Genomic DNA, 21,559 nt, shown 5'->3' with positions numbered 1-21,559 from the left:
GACCGTCAGGCCGCCTTCACCGTGATCTTCTTGCTGTTTTGCTGCCGCTCGGGTGTCTTCGGCAGCGTCACCTTGAGAACGCCGTTGGAGAACTTTGCCTCGATCTTCTCGCTGTCCACGCCGCGCGGCAATTCCAGGCTTCGGTGGAACGACCCGTAGCGCCGTTCGGAGAGGTAATAGTCCTTTTCCTTCTCTTCCTTGGCCTCGTTCTTCTCGCCCTTGATGGTGAGCACACCGTCGGCGAGCGTGATGTCAAGATCCTTGGCGTCGACGCCTGGAAGCTCGGCCGACAGCTCGAAGGCTTTGTCGGATTCAACGAGATCGACGGCGAGCATGCCGCGCGAGAACGCGGCCGGCATCCTGCTGAAGGCCCGGTCGAAAATCGACGGGCTCCCGAAGTCGTTGAACACGCGGTCGATCTCGGACCGGAGGCTGTCGAGGGGCCACCAGCGGTCGGCGGGGGCCGCCGGCCTTGCTTCGGTCTTAACGGAAAGTTTCGTTGAAGAGTCTGCCATTGTCATTCTCCTTCTCTCAAGAATACCGTCGTTCACAGGCGGCGACGCGTACATAGAACAGTCCATTGCAATCTCAGTCTTTGATCACCATCAAATCACCCTGGCTTTTGTCATTCGAGTTTCCTCGGACTGAGGATTGACCTGGGACAAGGCCCCAATTGCCGGACCATGCGAAGATTTCCTCTCGATCGAGGAGGAAAGCCGCCATGACATCGGGATATTGCGTCCACCTGCTCCACTTGGACGATGCGCTGATCGCCTACAGCCTGATTCAGGTGGCGGCTCCGTGCTTTTCTGCCGACGATTGGGCGCGAGTGGTGGCGAGCGCCGATCGGTGGACGCTCGTCTCGTTAAAGGATCCGGCAGGTTATGTGCGTGGGCTGGCCGTCTACCGGATCGGCACGCATCCGATCGCCGGACGATTGATGGACGTGCCGATCTTCGCGGTGGCGAGCGTCATTGACGACGTGACCATCACGGACCTCCTGTTCACCTCGCTGCGAAGGCGATCGGCGGGATGCGACTACATGCGGTTCTGGGCGCAGTTTCCAGGTGATTTCTCAGAGATGGAAAGCGAAGACCGATTTCGCCGGTGGGATCATGGCCTGATGTTCAGGATCGACCAGAAGCCGTCTCCGGCCTTGCTGTAAAGAGATATCCGACGCCGCGGACGGACTTAATCAGGCTAGGATTGGCCGGATCCGTCTCTATCTTGCGCCGCAGCCTCACGATCAGCGCGTCGATAGTTCGGTCGAAGCCGTCGCGGCCACGCTTGTGCGTCAAGTCCATCAGTATGTCACGGGTCATGACGCGCCCGGCATGGGTGGCGAATACATGCAGCATGTCGAACTCCCCCGTCGACATCGCCACTTCGTCCCCGGCCGGGTTGGTCACCGCTCTCCGTTCTACGTCAAGCCGCCATCCCGCGAAACGGAGCACGCCTTCTTCCGGGGGTGCGGGTTCGGTTGAAACTGTTCGTCTTCGCAGAACCGTCCTCACGCGGGCGAGCACCTCCCGGAGATGGAATGGCTTGCCAATATAGTCGTCCGCGCCGACCTCCAGACCGACGACGCGGTCCATCACATCGTCGCGGCCGGACAGCATGATGATGGGGACGTCCGAACCTGAACGGATTTCCCTTGCGAGTTGGAGTCCGTCACAGTCTCCCGGCAGGACGACGTCGAGCAGGACGGCGTCGAATTTCGCGCCCGCCATTCTCGCGCGCATCTGTGAGCTGCTGCCTGCCACGTCGACGTCGAATCCCTCCTCGCCGAGGTACTGCGCAAGCATTCTCTGAATCCGGACATCGTCGTCCACGACAAGTATGCGGGTCCGCCTGAGAGTTCCGCTCGTCATTCCGGCTTTCTTCGCCTGTTACGGATTGTTACACAATCGCACCAAGTCTTACGCTTCTCGCATTCCGGTGTCATCAGGGTTCGGTCAAATCCAGGCCAAGCAACGGCAGATGGAGGCCACGACATGCAAGCGGTATCAAACATCCATTCACTCGAACGGCCGCGGGCGCATGGAATGATCGACTTCGCGCCCCTGTTCATGCGCCAGACCGTCGAGACTGCCCAGTCGGGAACCACGATCTTCTTCGAGGGCGACGCCGCCCGCCATGTGTTTCGCATCGTCCGCGGGAACGTCCGCATATGCCGGTTCCTTCCCGACGGCCGCCGCCTCATCATCGGTTTCCTTGGCGCGGGCGACCTGGTCGGCTTGTCATTTCGCAACCGCTACATGTTTGCAGGCGAGGCCATCGATGACGTGGCCTTCACCCGGATGAACAAGCGGACGCTGGAAGAGGAACTGCAACTCGTGCCTGATTTCCGGCTTCAGCTTCTGTCGCAACTTCGCGACGAAATCTCGGCGGCACAGGACCACATGCTCCTGCTGTCGCATAAGAACGCCGAGCAGCGTGTCTGCACCTTCCTTCTTCATCAGCTGGAGCGGAACGAGGGGCGGGACGGCCGGACGATCAGTCTGCCAATGGTGCGCGCCGACATCGCCGACCATCTCGGCATGACGATCGAGACCGTGTCGAGGACGCTTACCAAGCTAGTCGCCAAGAGCATACTATTGCCTGCGGACAAGCATCAGTTCAAGGTTGCCAGCCGGTCGTCACTGGCCCGCGCCGCCGACGAAGACCCGGACGACGAGTTCGAAGAGACAGACTCTGGAGCACGCTATGCTGGAATACGCTACCAGTGAAACCGACCTGGACCGGATCGTGCGCATATTCGACGGGGCCAACCTCATCGTCCACGGCTTGGACGGCGTCATCCAGCGCTGGACCTCGGGCTGCGAGCAACTCTACGGATGGTCCGCCACGGAGGCTGTAGGAAAGGTGGTGCACGAGCTCCTGGATACGCAATTTCCGGCAGACGTGGCGGAGATTCGAGCCAATGTGCGTACCAAGGGATCTTGGAGCGGTCAGGTGGGTCACCGACGGAAGGACGGTGTCAGGCTGGCCATTGTGACACGGTGGACCCTCCTCGAACTTGGCGATCCTGACACGCTCATCGTCCAGTCCAACAACGACGTGACACTCATGCAGGAGGTCGAGCACGAACTGCGGGAGCGACAGGCTCACCTCCAGTCCATTCTTGATACGGTCCCAGACGCAATGGTCGTCATAGACGACAGAGGTGTCATCGCTTCTTTCAGCGCTGCGGCGGAGAAACTCTTCGGCTACTCCGCGCACGAGACCACCGGGCGGAACGTCTCCATGCTGATGCCCTCGCCCGACCGGGAGGCGCACGACGGATACTTGGATTCATACATCCGGACCGGGCGCCGCCGGATCATCGGCTATGGGCGCGTGGTCGTCGGTCTCAGAAAGAACGGGACCACCTTTCCGATGGAGCTCTCGGTCGGCGAGGCGATCGTGGGCGGCAAGCGGACCTTCACGGGCTTCGTAAGGGATCTCACGAGCCGCCACCGCATAGAAGCCGAGCTGCGGCAGTCGCAGAAGATGGAGGCGGTCGGCCAGTTGACTGGAGGGCTCGCCCACGACTTCAACAATCTGCTCGCCGTCATCAGCGGCAACCTCGAAATGCTGGAGGCCCGTCTGGCCGAGCCGGGGCAGTTGTCCCTGCTGCGCGAGGCGCAGTCCGCGGCCGACGACGGCGCCAGACTGACCTCGCAGCTTCTGGCGTTCGGAAGGCGGCAAGCTCTCGCACCGAAGGTGCTGGACGTCGGCGCCCTGCTTGGAGAGTTTTCAGACCTCGTCCAGCGAACGCTCGGCGACTCCGTCGAGCTCCGGACGATCATTCCTGGACGGCGGCTGAGCGCAATGGCGGACAAGGCGCAGCTCCAGAGCGCGCTTCTCAACCTTTCGCTCAACGCCAGGGACGCGATGCCTGCCGGCGGCCGCCTGGCGATCGAGATATCCGGCGTCGAGATCGACTCCGACTACGCCGGCATGTACCCGGCGATCCGCCCCGGCAAATACGTCCTCATTTCGGTGACAGACACGGGCACTGGAATGACCTCGGAGGTGATGGAACGTGCTTTCGAACCGTTCTTCACAACAAAGCCGACGGGTTCGGGAACGGGACTTGGGCTCAGCATGGTCTACGGTTTCGCCAAGCAATCCGCAGGACACTTGCAGCTCTATAGCGAACCTGGCGAGGGGACAACGGTACGCCTCTTCCTTCCACGCGCCGACGCCGGAAAAGATTCCCTTCCCGGCGAACAGCGGGCCGAGGACGCCCCGTCTCGAGGCACGGAAACCATCCTGGTGGTCGAGGACGACGCGAGAGTTCGCAGAGTGACGGTCGGCCGTCTGGAGACGCTTGGCTATTCAGTGATCGAAGCTACGAACGGGATCGACGCGTTGAAGGAGCTGGAGGCGGCGCATGACGTAGCGCTTCTGTTCACCGATGTTGCCATGCCTGGGATGAACGGCGACGAACTGGCCCGAAGGGTACGCGAGCGCTGGCCGACGGTGAAAATTCTTCTCACGTCGGGCTTTTCGGAGCCTCATGCTGCGGAGAAGGAGATCGAAGCGGGCGCCGGCTGGCTGAAGAAGCCGTATACGGCTTCGGAGATGTCGGCTCGTCTCAGGCTGCTGCTCGACGCGAGGCATGATCGAGATTCTGCTCGACTGCAGGATTTCAATTTAAAAAAATGAACGCGGCGCGGACGGCGTCGAGGCGCATGTCTGTCTTCGCGGAAGATCCCGCGGGCTACGTCCCCGCCCAAGGCCGTTCTCCAAGAACAACAAAGGTTTCCCTGCACTCGCGACGGAGGCTCTGCATTGGCAAGCACGGAATTTCGGAGACGAGATTTGCGCGCAAGTCGATCTCGGAAATTTGAGGCTATGCAAAGGGCGCTCAGCGGCGCCCTTGCTGCTGAATGTAGGCGGAGCGGCTAACGTCTAGCAGCCCACGATATTCGATCACCCGACCGTCAGCCGATCGTCGAGAGTGCTGATCCCCGGAGCGGACCATGCAGCGCGTTCCGCCGCCTGCCGTTCCGACCAGGTCTTCACCTTGCCTGAGAGGATAACCTTTCTGCCTTTCACATCGATCCTAATTGCATCGGCGTCAAGAGCGGCGTCGCGCTGAAACGCATCCTCTATGCGCTTCTTGACATCCACGGCCGTAACGCGGGGCTTCAGCTCCACGAGATTGGATACCCCCACCACGCCGGCGAGATCGCGCACTGCGTCGTAAGCCGCGTTCTTTTGATATTGCCACTCGACCTCGCCCCGCAGGGTCACCCACCCTGTGAGAACCCGCACCTGCACGGAATCCTTTGGCACGGAAACGTTCCAGTCGAGCATTTTGACAGCTCGCCGGGCGATGTCGTCGTCGTCTGTTTCCTTGGGTCCGAAGATCCGCACTTCAATTTCGGCAGCAATTCCGCGCACGCCCTTGACGCGACGAACTACTCGCTCGGCGGCTTCCTTCTCCGCGTAGGTGCGCACATGACCCGTCAGGGTTACAATCCCGCTGTCGACCGCGACGCCGATATCAGCCGCGTCGATGCTGGGCTCGAATTCCATTTCGTCAAGAATGTTCTGTCTGAGTTGAATGTCGTTCATGACAACCTCCTTCAGGTTTGCGACGTGCCGATCGTGCCCGTGCCGTAGAATTCCGTCTTTGATCTTCATCAAGCAGGTGAGCGACCTTGAGATCTCAGCGGACCGAACATCGTCTGCGAACTCGCTACTGAGTCTGCACGTCGGTGGCCACGAAGAGGCGGTGGCCGTTCCTCACGACGGTGATGAGAGCGCGGGCATGCTCCTTCAAGAGAATTGCGAGAAGTTGCCCGACGTCGGTCACCGGCTGCTGGTCGACAGCGACGATAACGTCGTCCGGCTGCAGGCCGGCCTGTGCAGCGACCGAGCCCTCCGTCGCGACGACGACGCGCGCGCCGAGACCGTCGGGGGAGTTCGCCATCTCGACGTCGGCGAGAGGGCCACGGGAGATATGGATGGTACGAGGAGCGGCCGGTTCGGCGACCGGTGCGGCGGATACCTCAGGAAAGACCTCTATCCTTCGGCTGGCGCGATCGATCTGGAAGGATGGCTTGGACTGCAATGGTAGCGATCCCACAAGCCTGCGTACGTCGGACGCGCCGCGCACTGTCCTTCCGTCGACCATTCGGACGACGTCGCCCGGCTGAATTCCTGCATTCGCAGCCGGCGAACCGGGCCGGACTTCGCTGACGAGCGCCCCCGGCTCTTCATCCACGCCGAACGCTTTTGCAAGACCGGGCGTCAGGTCCTGCGTGACCAGTCCCACCTCGCCGCGTACCAGCTTGCCGGTCAGGATGAGCTGCCGCATCACGATGCCGACGGTCTCGGCGGGCACTGCAAAACCAATGCCGATGCTTCCGCCGGCCGGCCCGATGATCGCGCTGTTGATCCCGACGACGACGCCGTCCTCGTTTACAAGTGCGCCGCCCGAGTTGCCGGGATTTGTCGAAGCGTCCGTCTGAATGAATCCTTCGTACCCCTCCGATCCCACGGCCCGGCGTCCAAGCGCGCTGACGATGCCCATAGTGGCGGTCTGGCCCAGGCCGAAGGGATTTCCGATTGCCACGACGACGTCGCCGACATGGAGCGAGGACGCGCTTCCAAAATCGGCATGAACAAGATGATCGGGTGGAATTTGAACGACGGCGACATCCGTCTCGGGATCGGCGCCGACGAGTTTCGCTTTGAAGCGTCGGCCATCGGAGAGCGCCACCTCGATTTTCGAGGCGCTTGCTATGACATGTTGGTTGGTGACGATGTAGCCGTGGACCTCGTCGATGACGACACCCGAGCCGGCCGATTGGAAGCCGTTCTCTGCCGGCGCGGCGTCGTCAGGTAGTCCGAAAAACTTTCTGTAGAAGGGATCGGCGAGCGTCGCATCCGCGTCGTCGAGTTCCTTGCCCTGCACCGAGATGCTGACGACGCTCGGCACGACACGCTGGAGCATGGGCGCGAGCGACAGGCTGTTTGCAACGGCGGGAGCCGACAACAGGCTCTCACCTGCGATGAAGAGCGCCCCCAGGGCTAGCAACGAACGCGACATCTCTGATCTCCTCGCGGAAGCGCCGCCGGTTGTCGACGGACGTCTTGACGAAGAAGCTTCCGTTTTGCCCGATCGATCCGCATTGATCCTCGTCAACGCGGATGGCGGCTATGGCACGATGATGGCTGCGCCGTTGATGCGGCCTGCCCGCAGGTCGTCGAGAGCCTCGTTTGCATGTTCAAGCGCGTAGACGATGGTCACGCATCTGACCTCGGCCGCCTTCGCGATCGAGAAGAATTCCTCCCCGTCGCCCCGCGTCAGGTTCGCCACCGAAACGACCCGCCGCTCGCCCCAGAGCAGACGGTAGGGCATGCTCGGGATGTCTGACATGTGGATGCCGCCGCAGACCACCGTTCCGCCCTTCCGCACTACGTCGAGCGCCATCGGCACGAGCTCGCCGGCCGGCGCGAAGATGATGGCGGCGTCGAGGGGCACCGGCGGCCTCTCACCGGAGAACCCGGCCCAGACGGCGCCAAGATCAAGCGCGAACTTCCGCCCAGCCTGGTCTCCAGGACGCACGAACGCATAGACGCTCTGGCTCCGATGCTTGCACACCTGCACGAGGATGTGGGCGGCCGCGCCGAACCCGTAGATGCCGATCGTCCTCCCCTCGCCCGCCATCTTCAAGGATCGCCACCCGATGAGGCCAGCGCAGAGAAGAGGCGCGGTCGCCACCGAGTCCGTATCGTTAGGCAGTTCGAACGCGTAGCCCGCCTCGACGACCGCATGCGTCGCGAAGCCGCCGTCGATCGAGTAGCCGGTGAAGCCGGGGGCGTCGCAAAGATTCTCGCGACCCTGTCGGCAATATGGGCAGTGGCCGCAGGTGTGGCCCAGCCAGGGTACCCCGACTTTTCGACCGATAAGACGACGAGGAACGCCCTCGCCCGCTGCGATCACGGTTCCCACAATCTCATGCCCCGGAACGAGGGGAAGCTTTGGCTGGGAGAGGTCTCCGTCGCAGACGTGAAGGTCCGTCCGGCAGACGCCGCAGGCCTCCACCTTGACGACGACGTGGCCGGGCGACGCTGGCGGGTCCGGCCGCTCCACTAGACGGAGCGGCTGCCCCACCTCTTCCAGTACCATGGCCCTCACGTTTCCCTCCATCGGCATGGGCATCGCTATAGTCGTATCACCACCTACCGGGCCCCGGCTTGATCCCGGTCAAACATCCGGATTGATACTCGTCAAAGACCGATTGTCTTAGAGCAGATAGGCTCGTGGACACAGCGCCACGACCTCATCCAAAGGAGACGGACATGCGCGAACAAGAAGAGGCACGCAAGACAGCAACCGACATAGCCACGACCATTCCTCCGGTCGAGCGAACGTGCGCAGACCTTGTTCTCGGACGTCGAGACGAGGATCGCTGGGAGGTGACAGCAGTGACGCCGCGAGGCGAGGCGTGGGCGAGAGACCATTTTTGCTGCGCGCTCCGGCAATCCTTCACTGGCACCATGTGTCTCGACATCATGAGCGCCGATCGGCTTCTCAAGGAAGCGCATGACGATGGCCTGACGACCGAGTTCGTCAGCCTATCTGGAAAGGACATATACTGACATGTTCGCCACCATCGTCTGCGCCATCGGCCGAGGATCCCGGCAACGCATGCTACAGCTCGTCGAAACGGCCCGCGCGCAGCTCGCGCCCAACGGAAGCCTCCACCTCATTCACGCGGTTGAGGGTCTGCCTTTGTCTGCCGCGCCGGACGATTGGGCGGTCGATGTGATGGCCGCCGCCGAGAGCAGACTTTCGGAAGCTTTGCGGTCGACCAACACTCCTGCTTTGATACGCGTCCGCGCGGGCAACCCGTCTCAGGTCATCATCGCCATCGCGAAGGAGATCGCCGCCGATCTCGTTGTGATCGCCTCTCACCGAGACGACGTGCTCGACCGAGTCTTCGGCTCGGTCGTGGACCATGTCGTGCAGCGTGCACCATGCTCCGTGCTCGTCTTGCGAACGACCCGGTAAGCCCCGCGCTTCACACGACAGTCTTCGCTTCAGCCTCGCTAACCTGACAGGAGGCGGCGTCACAATACAGTTCGGCGGCGTGCGACAACGTTCTTGACCCGGCCTCGCATAGCCGCGCCGCCTCCCTGGGATACTGCTCCAGCTCGCTCTCAACGTCGTCCGAAAGGACCTCGACCGCATCACCGTTGTCGATGCTGCCGACAAGTCGAGCCAGGAATTCACAGTATCGTAGCCCCGTCGCGCGGCGGACGCCGTCAAATCCGTAGTGACTTGGATCAGGAACCGCTTGCTAACAATGGGCGGGAGGTCGGCGTTGAGCGTTTCGCTGCGATGCAGGCTGAGGGAATTGGCATGTGGTGCTCCGTTTGCGGGATGTGGAATCAGCGCGAGGATCGTCGGTCATTCCGTCCTGACTGCGCTTCGACCCGACACGGCCGTTACGACGATCCCGTAGAAGACGTGAGGAGAGCCGTCGAGCATGGGGAGCTCGTGGGGCTTCATGGAGCCGATCTCCCACCAGTCCGAATACTTTTGGAGAAGCGACCATGCATGGAGCCTTTCGCTTCGTCGCGCGTCGCTGTCAGGAAACTCCTCGAACCTGCCTTCGACAACGACGCTCGTCCACCCGCCTGCGCTCGAACGCTGCTCGACGTGAAGGCAGACCTTGTCGTTTCCCCGCATCCAGTCGAGCTTCTTGCCGGGCATGGTGAAGCTATAGGCAACCCCGCTGGAAAAGGCGAAATAGATCGCCGCCACGTAAGGCTGCCCATCCTTGCAGCAGGCGAGATGACCGAAGCGCTCGTTCTCAAGGATCCGGTAGCACTCACCGGGGTTGATCTCCGTCAGCTTGATCGTCATGGCCGTGTCCTCCAGCTTTAATGAAGGCAAGATCATAGGAGCTTCGTTGCGCCGCGGCCTTGACAAAGCGCAATGCGAACTCTCTCCGCGGCAGGCATCATGACGGCTGTTTAACCTCAGGAGGCCAGCATGAAGCCGCAGTTCCATCTCCCGTTATCGACCTATCCCGACCCCAGTTCCTTCACCATAGTCGACAATGCTATCGGCCTCGCTCGGCAGAACGACGCCGATCTCGTCGCCAGCATCCCGCAAGTCCGGATCCCCCAGGTCCATCAGCCCTTTCCCACTTTTATCGATGTCGACACATGGCGGGAACAAGCAGAGGGGAATAGCCGGCACAGCGGGACTTTGTTGCGGGAACATCTCGATCACGCTGTTTCGGAGACTGGCGTCGAAGTGCGAATCCATGGATTCGAGGCCACGGAGCCGTTCGTCTACGAACGTTTTTCCGAAATCGCCAGGTGTCACGACCTCTCCATCGTCGAGGCCTCGGAACTGTCCCGCCAGTTTTCCGAGACGCTGCTGTTCGGGAGCGGCCGTCCTATCGTACTGTTTCCCGCCACCAGCGTCTGCTCTCGCGTGGACACGATCGCCGTTGCCTGGGACGGCAGCGCCACCGCAGCACGTGCCCTATCCTGCGCCCGCTTTTTCATCGAACGCGCGACCAAGGTGCAGGTCATCTCGATCACCGACGACAAGGAGATCGACGAGGCGAACCGCTCGCTACTGATCTCTTCTTTGAAGCACTCGGGATTCGAAGTGGAAGACGTATCGATTCAGGCAGGTGGAGAGACCGCGACCGCTGCCATCCAATCGGCCGCGCTGGAACGAAAAGCGGACCTTCTGGTCGCGGGCGGATTTGGCCATTCCCGGCTTCGTGAATTCATCCTCGGCGGCGTCACTCGGGAACTGCTCGTCAAGGCCGAGCTACCAGCGCTTCTCGCCCATTAGAGGGCGCGAAGGGCGTTGAGGATGACCGCCACGTCGATGGCCTCCTGAAGCAACGCGCCGCCAACCGGCGGAAGGTATCCCGCTCCCGCAAACCCCATCGCGATGAGCGAGAGACCTATACCCGTATAGATGCTCTGAAGCGCGATTTTGCGTGAACGACGCGCGATGCCGATCGCCTTCACTATCTGCGTGAGGTCGTCCCGGACGAGCACGATATCCGCAGCCTCCGCAGCCGCCGCAAGGTTTTCGACGCCCACCGCGATTCCGACTTCGGCTGCCGCCAGCGCTGGCGCGTCGTTCACTCCGTCGCCGACCATCAGAACTCTCCCGTGGACGCGCTCCTTCTCGATGACTGCGACTTTGTCTGCGGGATCGAGCCTCGCCGCGACGTCGTCCAGGCCCAGAGAGCGAGCTATGGCTGTCGCGATAGGCAGCTCGTCCCCGGAAGCGAGGACTATTCGAGAAATCCCTGATGCCCTGAGCTGGTTGACGAGCTGGACGGCGTCTTTGCGAAGCCGGTCTTCGAGCGTGATCGTGCCAGCCGACGCGCCGTCAAAGAGCACCTTCACACGCATTGCGCTGCTTGAACCGTTCGGCCCGGACGGCGGAACCTCTCCGAAATAGGTGTCTCCTCCGACGTCGACATGCACGCCATCGACGATTCCGGAGATCCCGGATCCCGCAGTCTCGGTCACCCCCGACGGGCGGGTCAACACTAATCCACGCCTATGCGCCTCGTCCACCAGCGCGCGTCCGACCACATGGCCGGACGCCTGGTCCAGCGAGGCGGCCAGCCGCAGGATTCTGTCTGGATGCTCCGGGCCGTCTATCGCGCCGACTTCGGGCTGTCCTGCGGTGAGCGTCCCCGTCTTGTCGAACACTACTACGGTGGCTTGGGCGAGGGCCTCAAGAGGTCCCGCTCCCTTCACCAGAACGCCCTCCTTGGCGGCTTTTGAAGTGCCGGCCGCAAGTGCGACGGGTACGGCTAAGATCAACGGACATGGCGTGGCGACGACCAGCACGGCCACGATCCGTGACATGTCTCCGGACAAGATTGCCGATAGTCCTGCGACCGCGATCGTAGCGAACAGGAACCAGACCGAGAACCGGTCGGCCAGGCGCATCAGCTTCGCCTTGGATCGCTTCGACGCTTCCACGAGTCTGACTATTCCTGCATAGGTGCTGTCCTCGGCACGGCTTAGAACACGGATTTCAACCGCGTCGCCATCGTTCGTAGCGCCACTCGAAATGCTTCCACCCTTGGCGATGCGCACCGGGAAAGGCTCTCCGGTTAAAACCGCCTGGTCGATCGTTGCGAATTCGCCGACAAGCGCCCCGTCCGCCGGTACGACGTCTCCCTTGCGTATCAGGAGCACGTCGCCGACTGCGACCGTCTCGATCGGAATTTCTTCGAAGCCACTCCCGGCAAGCCGCAGGGCGGTCCGCGGAACTTGCGCCAGCAAAGCCGACATCCCCTCGTCGGCGCGACGATGTGCGTATGCCTCCAGAAACTGACCGCCGGAATACATGAGGCCGACGATCGCTCCGGCGAGATATTCGCCGAACCATAAGGAGGACCCCATGGCCAGGGCCGCGATCAGGTCCAGACCGTATTCCTCTTTCTGCAGCTTCTTGGCGATTTCAACGCAAAGGGACAGCAGACTCAGGCTGGTGCAGCCCACCAGGATTAACCGATATCCAGGGCCGTGACCCGCGAGATAGAAGGCGAATGCGGCCGCAAGCGCAAGCAGCGACGACAGCACCAGAAGGCCCGACCGGGAGTCTCCTTCCCTCAGTCGCGACAGCCCGCCCTCAGGCCACGTCCACCTACCAGCCCACCAAGCCGCCGCTGTAGCCACCTCTCACCCCCCATCAATCCAGAAGCCTCAGCGGAACGATTTTGCGCAATCGATGCAGAACGGTGTATAGGGGACCGCCGCGAGGCGCTCCTTGCCGATCGAGCGGTGGCATTTGACGCATCGCCCGTATGTGCCGTCGTTCAGCCGGTCGATCGCCGCGTCGATGGCCTCGATCTGGTCGCGCCCCTCGGCTTGCATCTCGCGAAGAACCTCATCGTTTTCAACCTGGGTCGCGCGCTCCTCGCTGTCCTTCTCGAGCGCGACGCAGAGGTCCGCATCGATCGCTCCGAGACGACGGACAAGGTCATCCTTCATCGTCTGCAACACGGCCTGTACTGAGCTTTTATTCATTTTAGTGCCTTCCAATCTTGCCTGATCAATGCGGGTCCACACGCGGCATCGTCGGGAACCAATCCAAGCGCAGCGCGTGGCCGCATAAAGCCGCGGTCCATAAATCGGCTCCAGCATATCTCAGTTCGATCGAAGCTCCTTGATCCCGGTCAATGCCTCTTGCGCGGGAGCACATAGGCTGTCGGGGGAGCCTTCGATGAATCGTCGCGACAAGCCCGGAGCCCATGATGAATCTGACGGCGCAGACACCCGCCCCCACGACGCCTGCGGTGATCGGACTGACAAGCATCGAGGCCGAGGAACGCCTCGCCGAGCTTGGACCCAACACGCTGCCCGAGCCTGAGCCCCCATCGCCGCTGCGGGTCTTTCTCATCCAATTTCGCAATCCGATCATCTACATCCTCTTGCTGGCATCGGCGCTCTCGTTTGCGACCGGCAGAATCGAAGACGGCCTGTTCATTCTCGTCGTGCTTCTGATCAATGCCTCCATAGGCACCTACCAGGAGTATTCTGCGGATCGAGCGGCCGCCGCCCTTCGCAAGCTTGAGCAGCCGTCGGCCAGGGTCATACGGGACGGCGTGGCTTGCAGGATCGAGGCCAAGCGGCTGGTCGTGGGCGATCTCGTTCTTCTGGAATCCGGCGACCGAATCCCTGCCGATCTGATGCTTGTCGATGCAAGTGATCTCCGATGCGACGAGTCGCTTCTGACCGGCGAGTCGATGCCGGTTCCCAAGGGGCGAACCGTCGAAGGATCGTCGAATGAAACCGCCAGTTCCATGCTGCTCGCGGGTTCCTTGGTGACGCGCGGGCGAGCCAAGGGCGTCGTGACCGCTACAGGTACCGCGACCATGCTTGGCGGCATCGCCGCCAAGTTGGGAAGAGCCAGTTCGTCGCAGCCCCCGCTTGTTGCCCGTCTGGCGAAGTTCACGAATGCGCTGGCGGTTTTCGTAGGATTGGCAGCTTTGTTGCTGGTCGTCGCGGGCTTCATGCAGGGCCTACCTATGCACGACCTTGTGATGATGTCCGTTGGACTGGCGGTGAGCGCTGTTCCCGAAGGGCTCCCGATCGCGATCTCCGTCGCGCTTGCCGTCAGCATGCGGCGGATGGCCGCCCGCAACGTCATCGTCCGAAGCATGCCGGCCGTTGAGGCCCTGGGTTCGACTACAATCATCGCCACGGACAAAACGGGGACCTTGACCAGCAACGTGCAGACGGTAACCGAAATTCGCCTGCCGGACGGCACGGACATCGCCCTGGACGCCCATGCAGATCTCGACAAGTGCGAGATCAGGGCGAGCGGCCTGGACAGCGACCTTGTCCGCGAGAGGGCGCGCAGGCTGCTACGCGCCGCACTACTCGCAAACGAAGGAACCCTGGCTCGCCGCGACGATCTCTGGGTCGCCGCCGGAGACACGGTCGACGTGGCGCTTCTTGCAGCAGGACGGAAGGCCGGGCTGGGACAGGAAGAGTTGAACGACCGATACCCGCTGGCGGCAAGGATCGCCTACGAGCCCGAGCACAAATACGCTGCATCCTTCCACCACGGCGGTGATCGGATTCATGTCTTCGTCAAGGGGGCGTCGGAGGTGCTCATAGAAATGTCTGATCGCATGGACTCCGCGGGAAACGTAGTCGAAATCGACCGTACGTCGCTTTTGGCGCAGAAGGAAGAAATGGCCGCTCGAGGCCTCAGGGTGCTCGCGTTCGCCGAAGGGGAAATCGGCGCGTCCCTCGCCGGAAGCCTCGGACACGGTCACCTTGTCGATCTCGTGTTCTTGGGGCTGGCCGGACTGCAGGACCCGGTCCGGCCCGAAGTGCCGAACGCTATGAAAGACTGCCACGCGGCGGGCGTGGAGGTCGTGATGGTGACCGGGGACGACCCGCGGACTGCTGCCGCGATTGCCGAACAGGAAAATCAGGCGATCTCCGTCCATCGCTTTGCCGAGACTGGAGCCGCCGAGGGCGCCGACGACGCCGAGTGCAGAGAAGACGGCCGCGCAGCGCCACCAGACGTGGCCCTTGATCGCGTGGCTGGCAAAGTTTGCGAACGCATTCACCGAAACAGCGAGCGCACCCGTTCCGATCGCGATATGCGGCTGCGTCACCCCCACCACATAGAGCAGAAGGGGCGTTGCCAGGATGGACCCGCCGCCGCCGAGCAGGCCGAGCATGAAGCCGACGATTTCGCCGGAGCCAACTGCCGCCCAAATGGAGGTGTTCACGTCCGTCTGCTCCATACTCTGTCATACAAGGTCATCCCGATCAGCATGGCGACGACGAACAAGAACGTTTGCGGAAGGCCGAGCGATAGGGATGCGACTGCCGGACCGGGACAGAAGCCACCGATCCCCCAGCCCAGGCCGAACAAGGCCGAACCAACGACCAGCGGAGCATCGATCCGACGGTTCATCGGCACGTGGAAGCTGTCGTCGAAGGCGGGACGCTTCATCCGTTTCATCACCTGCACTCCGATAAAGGCGACGACGACGGCGCCGCCGAGAACGAAGGCAAGGCTCGGATCCCAGACGCCGAACACGTTGAGGAAGCCTTGGATCCGGACCGGGTTCAGCATGCCGGACAGGGACAGTCCGAAGCCGAAGACGATACCCGAGGCGAGAGCGGCCACGAATTTGTAGATGTTCCGCTTCATAGTCCGAGACCTCGCAGTATTGCGACGGCGACCGCGCCGGCGGTCAGGAACGTGGCGACCGCGACCATCGATCGCGTAGACAGGCGGGCAAGCCCAAGCACGCCGTGTCCGCTGGTGCAGCCCGATCCCATGCGTGAGCCGAAGCCGACAAGCAGTCCGGCCACGATGAGCAGCGGCCCGCCGGTGGTGATCTGCACGACCGGCCAGCCGCCGAACATGAGCAGGTATGCGAGTGGCCCGAGCAGCAGCCCGAGCACGAACGCAAGATTGGTGGTCAGTCCCACGCCTTGGGCGAGACGGCCGACAATTCCGCTGACCCCGGCAATCCGGCCGTTGAGGAGCAGAAGCATGGCAGCCGATGCGCCGATCAGCATGCCCCCGACCAATGAGGGCAGATACGCGTTCATTTGTCATCCTTCACGCAGAAGATGTCATAGAGGGCAGCGACCAGTTGCGCGGCCTTTTCTTCCGTCAGGCGATAGAAGATCTGTTTCCCCTCCCGCCGGGTTTCGACAATCCCGGAGCCACGCAGTACCGTCAGGTGCTGCGACAGATGCGGCTGGTGGACGTCGAGCTTCTCTTCAAGCTCGCCGACCGAATACTCGCCTTCCACGAGCGAGCAGACGATCATCAGGCGCGCCGGATGGGACAGCGTCTTCAGCAGGTTCGCTACCTCTCCGGCCCGGCTGGCCATCTCGGCGGGGGAAAGCCCCGCCCTCATCATCGCCTTTAGATCGGTCGTCATTCCCATGCTGCTCCCTGCAGTGCATCGAGTGGAAACTTGAGGTAACGCCTGCCGTTGGCCTCCGGCTCCGGCAGACGTCCGCCGCGGATGTTCACCTGCAGGGCATGAAGGATGAGCTTCGGCATCGGCAGCGTCTTGTCACGCCTCGTCCTCAGCGTCACGAATTCCTCTTCGGTCACGCCGGAAAGATGCGGGTTGGACTTCATCTGCTCCACCACCGTGCTTTCCCATCGAGGCGCTCGACCGTCCGGCTGGTAGTCGTGGCCCGTGAATATCCGCGTCTCGTACGGGAGCGCGAGGATCTCCTGTATCGACTTCCACAGGACGCGGGCGTCACCGCCGGGGAAATCGGCGCGTGCCGTACCGCTGTCGGGCATGAAGAGCGTGTCGTGCACGAAGGCCGCGTCGCCGATCACATAGGTGATGGAGGCGAGCGTATGTCCCGGAGAGAAAAGCACTTTGGCTTTGATCGAGCCGACCTCGAAGGTCTCGCCATGGGCAAACAGCCGGTCCCATTGGGAGCCGTCGGTGGCAAGCTCAGGCCAGTTGTAGATGCCCTTCCACAGCTTTTGGACGTCCACGACGCGTTCGCCAATCGCTGTCTGCGCGCCAGTCTTCTCCTTCAGATACTCGGCCGCCGAGAAGTGGTCGGCGTGCGGGTGGGTGTCGAGGATCCACTCGACCGTCAGCCCGTTGTCGCGGACGTAGTCGAGGATCGCGTCGGCATTGATGGTCGCCGTCGCACCGGCCCTCTCATCGAAGTCGAGCACCGGGTCAATGATGGCGCACTTACGGGTCGCGGGATCGGACACCACGTACTGGACGCTCCAGGTGCGCTTGTCGAAGAAGCCCTCCACCTGCGGCCTGCGGGCAGCATGTTGCACGAGCCAGGCTGCGGCGGCGCTGGTGTCGAAGCCGCGGCTGCGTCCGAATTCGACGACCTCGTCGGCAGACATGCGGCCGTCAAGGGCCTCGCCGATCAAGTAGAGGCTTAGCGACCGAGTGCCGGTCTTGCAGTGGGCGAATACGGGTCCCTCGGATTTGTCGACCGCGCGCTGGAACGCACGCACATCCGCCTCGGTGATCGTGCCAGCCGTGACCGGCACAAACGCATAGGACAGGTGGCAGTGCTTCGCCTCCTGGCTTTCGGCTTGCGTTCCAGGCTGGGCAAGATCCTCGTCGTCCGGTCGGTTGTTGATGAGTGTCTTGAATCCTTTGTCATGAAGCGACTGGATGTCCTCGATGCTCGGCTGCGGCGAGATCGATAGTTTCTCGGATATTATCGTGACAGGCATGACTAGCTCCGCGTCCAATTCATTATACGATCTAATATAATATATATTGATTTATCTTCAAGGTGAGGCACGGAACTTTGTGCTCACCCAATGGCTCCCGCGAAGAGGAGATAGCAACCATGGCCACGACGACGAACCGGGTGAGAACCCAGACATCCGACGAGATCAACCGGCGCCTGCGCTGGCAGATGGAGGAGAGGGGGAGATCTCTACGATCTCGTGGCAGCGGGTACGACAAGCCGCCAGTCCGACGACCAGATCACCGTCTTCAAGAATGGCGGCGACGCGCATCTCGATCTGATGATGGCGAGCTACGTCGTCGATGCGGTCAGTGCCTAGGTCGACAGCGAGACCGGCGGTTCAAAAGGGCAGGAAACCGAAGAGGCGCTTGCTTGCGCGTGCCGCCCAGGAGGGCTTCACCGTCCCGGCCGCCAAGGGCGGGCCGGAGGATGGCGCCAGCGGCGATTGATAGAAGCGATTGAGCATCGCGTCGCAGACATAGTGTCCCCAATTCGTCAGATACTCCGTTTCCCTGGCGCCGAGGAAATGAAGATAGGTGCCGACCTCGGAGGGAACGACCGACGATGGCGGCAGCGTGTAGGAAGCATAGGGCGCGAGTTCGGCATCCCTGCTGTCGATCGACCAATAGACGCCGCGCGTTCTTGCGCGCAGAGCCGATTTCGAGGGAGCATCGAGGCCGAGCAGATCAGCCTTTTTGGCCGCCTTGAAGCCGCCGATCAGGTCTCGCCGCCTCAGCGCCCTCACCTGATTGTCGGTCGTGTGGAGCACGCGCTTGAGCTGGCTGAGATAGTTCCAGTATCCGCGGGTGGAGGAACGCCAGGGCGCGCCGGCATCGCTGACGAGCAGGCAGTCGCAGCGCTTCAGCGCCGGCTCGATGCCGTGATTGTCGTAAACACCGCCGTCGCTCAAGATTGCCCGGCCCGGAGCGACAGCTTCGCCAACCGTATCATCGAGTTTTTCCCGCCTCCACGAAAACTGTGACAGGTCCACACGCAGCGGTGACAACACGGGCGGGAATGCGGCGGAGGCAGCAACCGCGGTCGCGAGCGACAATGCCGGATGAAACGACACGCCGATCCGGTAATCCGCGATATAGCGGTTGGACATGCGGAAGAGCGAGCCGGTGCTGAGATTGCTGGCGCAGAAGACGAACCAGGGCGATCCCGGCAGGTCTTTCAGGCTTGGCGACTTTCCGTCGAACAGATGTCGGTCGTAGAGTTTGGCGGCTTCCTCCGCCGCACTCGAGAAAGGGTTGAACACGCCCTTCAGGAAGCTTGGCCCATCCGCAAAGACCTGGCTGAAGGCCAGGATGCGATCGACATATTCCGTCTTGAAGTTGACGGCGACGTCATTCTCAAAGATTAGCCGCGGCCACACATAGGCGAGCAGGCCGGAGGCGATCGATCCGCCGGAGACCGAGGAGATCATGTCGAGCTTCGCCAGAAGACCGGCCTCGTTCAGCCTTACCAGCGATCCCGCATGGAAAAGCATGGCTCGATAACCGCCGCCGGAAAGGCAGAGGCCGAGTTGGTAGCGTTCGGCCGGCTTCTCGGGTTCGTCGGATGCCGGCAGCACGGAGTTCGATTGGGAATGCTCGTTTTCTGACATGCTCGGCCTCGCTCAGGAATGTGAGTTTCCCAACATCTCTTCCTCCGGGCAACGACCGGTCGCGCTACTTGCTCGTATATCGGCGGGAATTGGCATCGCATTTGTGCCACTCCCAGTTTATTCCGGCTTCGCCTTCATGGCCGTAGCACCATTCGACACGATTGAGCATCGGACCGAGCTCGTCGCGCCGTTTGCACGCCCGCTGCGTCTCGGGGCCCTCGACACTCGTGCGGCAGAAGTCGTCCAGTCCTGTCCACTGATGGATCAACCGGTCCGGCGCCTTGGCTCCCTTGTCGGTGGCGAGCACCTTTCCGGTCTCGGACTCGATCTGCAGAGAGGCCGTGTTCCAAACAAAGGAGAATTCCGCCATGCCGGAGGACGTCTTACCCGTGTCCCTGTTTCCGGCAAACCACTCGACAACTCCCGACATTTCGCATTTTCCCGCACAACTGGCAGTGACGGAGCCCGGCTTGACGCTGTAGATGCGCTGCGGCCAGCGTTGGGCGAAGGTCGCCTTGTCCTTTAGCACGACGTCTTTATCGACCGGGTTTCCGAAGAAGGAGACCTCGTCGGCATAGATGCTCTTCATGAAATCAACAGCCGAGGCGTTGTCTTTCGACCATTCGTCATTGTATTGGTTGACGAAATCAACCGCTTCCGTGGTCAGGTCGCCGGGTTCGGATGCGGCCGCCTCCTCGGAAGCGCTTGAGTCCGACGGCGTGACGGCGGGTGTTGCGCTCACCTCAGGCGCCGCGTCCTCAGGTGGCGACGCGCTTTCTTGCGGCGCGGGCATGTCCTCGGGCGTGTTGATGTTCCAGTTCCGCATTTCCGCAGCAGTGAGATACCTTATATCGGTGCTGTCGATCGACAGGCTGAGCTGCAGCAGATTGGGGCTTACCCCCATGTCGGTGAGATAGCCGATGATCTCCCCGGTCATCACTTGAACGGTCGAGACTGCCAATTTGTTGTCCATGGGAACATCGTCGGATAGGGAAACGCGATGTACGCCGATGGAGCCCGGCTCGGCAAACCGTTCGACGCCACCGACGAAGGCGAAGGCGCAGGCCGACGCACATTCCAGGGCTCTGATCTGCAGCGTTTTTGCATTCAACGCGCGGATGGCGCGGCCGAACCTGATCGCAGCGACCACGTTTCCGCCGGGCGAGTCAAAGCTGATGTAGTCCGGACGGTACTGCGTATATTCGTCGACAAGCGTCATCGGATCGTCGAAGAATTCAAACACACCCTTTATCACCAGACCACGCTCTCCCGGGGCGCCGTCCAGACGTTGGTAGGAAATGGCTGCATGCCCCTCTCCGGCCATGGCGACGAACGCCAGCAGCATCGATATGAATGAGACGGATCTGCGCATTATTCCCCAGCCCTCGAGCACCTCTACCTCTCCTGTCGTCATTCGCAGCATAGCTTGCCAGGGTGTGGCCGGATGACGAAATCACCTGCCCCGTGAATCCCGGCGTCCGCGCTCAGCCGACGCCGATTGCGTCTGCAGAACAATAGCTTCGCAGAGAATGTTGATAGCGACCCCAGCAGCTTACGATCAATGCACAACGGGCGATCTTCTGGCAAGTGTCACAATCAGAAGTGTTGAGACAAGGTAAATGCCGGTCCTCGCCGGAAAGGATCACGGTTCGCCAGACATCATAGACCTATGCAATGAATATCGGCTATGTCGCCTGCACCGAAGCAGTTGACCAACGAGGCACTTCGTGACTTCTATTTATGGCAATCACGCCCTTGACCTGAGGAGCGATCCCGATTTCTTCTCCCTCCTCACCGGCAGCCACCTGCGCATTATAGGTCGCCCTCTTGTTCAGGAGGGGCAAGGGCCGGACTGGCTCTACAACCTCGCGCCTTTCGTGGTCCTCGCGCACAATGCCCTGCCCGACCCGCGCTTCATTTATGCGAACCGCATCGCGCAGACCTGCTTCGAATATAGCTGGGATGAATTCATTACGCTGCCCTCGCGGCTTTCGGCCGAGCAGCCGGATCGCGCCGAGCGTCAGCGGCTGCTGGACAGCGTGACCCGCGATGGTTTTGTCGAGAATGGCCGCGGCCTCCGGATCGCGAAATCGGGGCGGCGTTTCTGGATCGAGAACGTGACCGTCTGGCAGCTTATCGACGAAAGCGGAACGCGACTGGGCCAGGCGGCGACGTTCCCTTCGTGGCGGGACGCGTAGTCTCTCC

General features: G+C 61.9%; 21 protein-coding genes and 2 pseudogenes. 8 read left to right on the top strand and 15 right to left on the bottom strand.

Annotated features, from left to right (window positions below):
- Positions 1–5 precede the first annotated feature (5 nt).
- Positions 6–515, bottom strand: a complete 510-nt coding sequence (locus K6N12_RS07285) for an Hsp20/alpha crystallin family protein (protein ID WP_165503981.1) — start codon at positions 513–515, stop codon at positions 6–8.
- A gap of 206 nt (positions 516–721) precedes the next feature.
- Between K6N12_RS07285 and K6N12_RS07280 the strand changes: the two genes are divergently transcribed.
- On the top strand, positions 722–1,165 hold the full coding sequence (locus tag K6N12_RS07280) for a hypothetical protein (RefSeq protein WP_097625197.1): 444 nt from the start codon (positions 722–724) through the stop codon (positions 1,163–1,165).
- Here the strand turns inward: K6N12_RS07280 and K6N12_RS07275 are convergent.
- Positions 1,128–1,871: a response regulator gene (locus tag K6N12_RS07275; RefSeq protein WP_097625196.1), complete on the bottom strand. Its 744-nt coding sequence runs from the start codon at positions 1,869–1,871 to the stop codon at positions 1,128–1,130. The two genes, K6N12_RS07280 and K6N12_RS07275, sit on opposite strands and share 38 nt — an antisense overlap.
- A gap of 123 nt (positions 1,872–1,994) precedes the next feature.
- Between K6N12_RS07275 and K6N12_RS07270 the strand changes: the two genes are divergently transcribed.
- A complete protein-coding gene (locus K6N12_RS07270) occupies positions 1,995–2,729 on the top strand; it encodes a helix-turn-helix domain-containing protein (RefSeq protein WP_097625195.1) in 735 nt (244 codons plus the stop codon).
- Positions 2,707–4,653 (top strand): hybrid sensor histidine kinase/response regulator, encoded by a 1,947-nt coding sequence (locus K6N12_RS07265; RefSeq protein ID WP_097625194.1) that lies wholly within the window; start codon positions 2,707–2,709, stop codon positions 4,651–4,653. Before K6N12_RS07270 ends, K6N12_RS07265 begins: the two co-directional genes overlap by 23 nt.
- A 267-nt stretch (positions 4,654–4,920) precedes the next feature.
- Here the strand turns inward: K6N12_RS07265 and K6N12_RS07260 are convergent, their stop codons facing one another.
- The 3 genes from K6N12_RS07260 to K6N12_RS07250 all read right to left on the bottom strand — a co-directional run bounded on the left by K6N12_RS07260 (position 4,921) and on the right by K6N12_RS07250 (position 8,140).
- Positions 4,921–5,568, bottom strand: coding sequence for a BON domain-containing protein (locus tag K6N12_RS07260; protein ID WP_097625451.1), 648 nt, complete (start codon positions 5,566–5,568; stop codon positions 4,921–4,923).
- A gap of 124 nt (positions 5,569–5,692) precedes the next feature.
- Positions 5,693–7,048 (bottom strand): trypsin-like peptidase domain-containing protein, encoded by a 1,356-nt coding sequence (locus K6N12_RS07255; protein ID WP_097625193.1) that lies wholly within the window; start codon positions 7,046–7,048, stop codon positions 5,693–5,695.
- Between the two features lie 108 nt (positions 7,049–7,156).
- On the bottom strand, positions 7,157–8,140 hold the full coding sequence (locus K6N12_RS07250; protein WP_179867105.1) for a zinc-dependent alcohol dehydrogenase family protein: 984 nt from the start codon (positions 8,138–8,140) through the stop codon (positions 7,157–7,159).
- 164 nt (positions 8,141–8,304) lie between these two features.
- Between K6N12_RS07250 and K6N12_RS07245 the strand changes: the two genes are divergently transcribed.
- Complete coding sequence (locus K6N12_RS07245; protein WP_097625192.1) at positions 8,305–8,604, top strand: hypothetical protein; 300 nt, start codon at positions 8,305–8,307, stop codon at positions 8,602–8,604.
- A 1-nt stretch (position 8,605) separates the two neighbouring features.
- Positions 8,606–9,016: a universal stress protein gene (locus K6N12_RS07240; protein ID WP_097625191.1), complete on the top strand. Its 411-nt coding sequence runs from the start codon at positions 8,606–8,608 to the stop codon at positions 9,014–9,016.
- Between the two features lie 399 nt (positions 9,017–9,415).
- Here K6N12_RS07240 and K6N12_RS07235 read toward each other — a convergent pair whose 3' ends face one another.
- Positions 9,416–9,874 carry a pyridoxamine 5'-phosphate oxidase family protein gene (locus K6N12_RS07235; RefSeq protein WP_165503982.1) on the bottom strand — a complete coding sequence of 153 codons (459 nt, stop codon included), beginning with the start codon at positions 9,872–9,874 and terminating at the stop codon, positions 9,416–9,418.
- 129 nt (positions 9,875–10,003) lie between these two features.
- Between K6N12_RS07235 and K6N12_RS07230 the strand changes: the two genes are divergently transcribed.
- Positions 10,004–10,825, top strand: a complete 822-nt coding sequence (locus K6N12_RS07230) for a universal stress protein (protein ID WP_131711839.1) — start codon at positions 10,004–10,006, stop codon at positions 10,823–10,825.
- Here the strand turns inward: K6N12_RS07230 and K6N12_RS07225 are convergent.
- Positions 10,822–12,684 carry a heavy metal translocating P-type ATPase gene (locus tag K6N12_RS07225; protein WP_097625188.1) on the bottom strand — a complete coding sequence of 621 codons (1,863 nt, stop codon included), beginning with the start codon at positions 12,682–12,684 and terminating at the stop codon, positions 10,822–10,824. The two genes, K6N12_RS07230 and K6N12_RS07225, sit on opposite strands and share 4 nt — an antisense overlap.
- 27 nt (positions 12,685–12,711) lie before the next feature.
- A complete protein-coding gene (locus K6N12_RS07220; protein ID WP_097625187.1) occupies positions 12,712–13,035 on the bottom strand; it encodes a TraR/DksA family transcriptional regulator in 324 nt (107 codons plus the stop codon).
- Between the two features lie 224 nt (positions 13,036–13,259).
- Between K6N12_RS07220 and K6N12_RS07215 the strand changes: the two are divergent.
- Positions 13,260–14,942: pseudogene (locus tag K6N12_RS07215) on the top strand (cation-translocating P-type ATPase); the annotation flags it as partial.
- A gap of 54 nt (positions 14,943–14,996) precedes the next feature.
- Here K6N12_RS07215 and K6N12_RS34040 read toward each other — a convergent pair.
- From K6N12_RS34040 to K6N12_RS07185, 7 genes and pseudogenes are all read right to left on the bottom strand, one after another.
- Positions 14,997–15,206 (bottom strand): annotated as a pseudogene (locus K6N12_RS34040) (TSUP family transporter); the annotation flags it as partial.
- A gap of 47 nt (positions 15,207–15,253) precedes the next feature.
- Positions 15,254–15,685, bottom strand: coding sequence for a YeeE/YedE family protein (locus tag K6N12_RS34035; RefSeq protein ID WP_097625183.1), 432 nt, complete (start codon positions 15,683–15,685; stop codon positions 15,254–15,256).
- Positions 15,682–16,092 (bottom strand): YeeE/YedE family protein, encoded by a 411-nt coding sequence (locus K6N12_RS07205; RefSeq protein WP_097625182.1) that lies wholly within the window; start codon positions 16,090–16,092, stop codon positions 15,682–15,684. The genes K6N12_RS34035 and K6N12_RS07205 overlap by 4 nt, the downstream gene beginning before the upstream one ends.
- Positions 16,089–16,436, bottom strand: coding sequence for a sulfite-sensing transcriptional repressor BigR (gene bigR, locus K6N12_RS07200; protein ID WP_097625181.1), 348 nt, complete (start codon positions 16,434–16,436; stop codon positions 16,089–16,091). The genes K6N12_RS07205 and bigR overlap by 4 nt, the downstream gene beginning before the upstream one ends.
- Complete coding sequence (blh, locus tag K6N12_RS07195; protein WP_097625180.1) at positions 16,427–17,725, bottom strand: bifunctional sulfur transferase/dioxygenase Blh; 1,299 nt, start codon at positions 17,723–17,725, stop codon at positions 16,427–16,429. Before blh ends, bigR begins: the two co-directional genes overlap by 10 nt.
- 360 nt (positions 17,726–18,085) lie before the next feature.
- Positions 18,086–19,354, bottom strand: a complete 1,269-nt coding sequence (locus K6N12_RS07190) for a patatin-like phospholipase family protein (RefSeq protein WP_097625179.1) — start codon at positions 19,352–19,354, stop codon at positions 18,086–18,088.
- A gap of 64 nt (positions 19,355–19,418) precedes the next feature.
- Positions 19,419–20,747 (bottom strand): COG3904 family protein, encoded by a 1,329-nt coding sequence (locus tag K6N12_RS07185; protein ID WP_097625178.1) that lies wholly within the window; start codon positions 20,745–20,747, stop codon positions 19,419–19,421.
- Between the two features lie 334 nt (positions 20,748–21,081).
- Between K6N12_RS07185 and K6N12_RS07180 the strand changes: the two genes are divergently transcribed.
- The gene (locus K6N12_RS07180; RefSeq protein ID WP_097625177.1) at positions 21,082–21,552 is read left to right on the top strand and encodes an MEKHLA domain-containing protein; all 471 of its coding nucleotides are present in this window, start codon (positions 21,082–21,084) and stop codon (positions 21,550–21,552) included.
- Positions 21,553–21,559 lie beyond the last annotated feature (7 nt).

Origin of the sequence: Rhizobium redzepovicii, assembly GCF_019793435.1 — a bacterium.
Lineage (GTDB): Bacteria > Pseudomonadota > Alphaproteobacteria > Rhizobiales > Rhizobiaceae > Rhizobium > Rhizobium redzepovicii.
Note: the sequence above shows the minus strand (reverse complement) of the source record. Positions and strands in the feature narration are given on the sequence as shown.

Excerpts from the sequence above, each read along its gene's own strand:
- K6N12_RS07190 (WP_097625179.1), bottom strand. The coding sequence starts at position 19,354 with ATGTCAGAAAACGAGCATTCCCAATCGAACTCCGTGCTGCCGGCATCC.
- bigR (WP_097625181.1), bottom strand. The coding sequence starts at position 16,436 with ATGGGAATGACGACCGATCTAAAGGCGATGATGAGGGCGGGGCTTTCC.
- K6N12_RS07265 (WP_097625194.1), top strand. The coding sequence starts at position 2,707 with ATGCTGGAATACGCTACCAGTGAAACCGACCTGGACCGGATCGTGCGC.
- K6N12_RS34035 (WP_097625183.1), bottom strand. The coding sequence starts at position 15,685 with ATGAAGCGGAACATCTACAAATTCGTGGCCGCTCTCGCCTCGGGTATC.
- K6N12_RS07285 (WP_165503981.1), bottom strand. The coding sequence starts at position 515 with ATGGCAGACTCTTCAACGAAACTTTCCGTTAAGACCGAAGCAAGGCCG.
- K6N12_RS07220 (WP_097625187.1), bottom strand. The coding sequence starts at position 13,035 with ATGAATAAAAGCTCAGTACAGGCCGTGTTGCAGACGATGAAGGATGAC.
- K6N12_RS07245 (WP_097625192.1), top strand. The coding sequence starts at position 8,305 with ATGCGCGAACAAGAAGAGGCACGCAAGACAGCAACCGACATAGCCACG.
- K6N12_RS07275 (WP_097625196.1), bottom strand. The coding sequence starts at position 1,871 with ATGACGAGCGGAACTCTCAGGCGGACCCGCATACTTGTCGTGGACGAC.
- blh (WP_097625180.1), bottom strand. The coding sequence starts at position 17,725 with ATGCCTGTCACGATAATATCCGAGAAACTATCGATCTCGCCGCAGCCG.
- K6N12_RS07280 (WP_097625197.1), top strand. The coding sequence starts at position 722 with ATGACATCGGGATATTGCGTCCACCTGCTCCACTTGGACGATGCGCTG.
- K6N12_RS07260 (WP_097625451.1), bottom strand. The coding sequence starts at position 5,568 with ATGAACGACATTCAACTCAGACAGAACATTCTTGACGAAATGGAATTC.
- K6N12_RS07235 (WP_165503982.1), bottom strand. The coding sequence starts at position 9,874 with ATGACGATCAAGCTGACGGAGATCAACCCCGGTGAGTGCTACCGGATC.
- K6N12_RS07230 (WP_131711839.1), top strand. The coding sequence starts at position 10,004 with ATGAAGCCGCAGTTCCATCTCCCGTTATCGACCTATCCCGACCCCAGT.
- K6N12_RS07270 (WP_097625195.1), top strand. The coding sequence starts at position 1,995 with ATGCAAGCGGTATCAAACATCCATTCACTCGAACGGCCGCGGGCGCAT.
- K6N12_RS07255 (WP_097625193.1), bottom strand. The coding sequence starts at position 7,048 with ATGTCGCGTTCGTTGCTAGCCCTGGGGGCGCTCTTCATCGCAGGTGAG.
- K6N12_RS07205 (WP_097625182.1), bottom strand. The coding sequence starts at position 16,092 with ATGAACGCGTATCTGCCCTCATTGGTCGGGGGCATGCTGATCGGCGCA.
- K6N12_RS07240 (WP_097625191.1), top strand. The coding sequence starts at position 8,606 with ATGTTCGCCACCATCGTCTGCGCCATCGGCCGAGGATCCCGGCAACGC.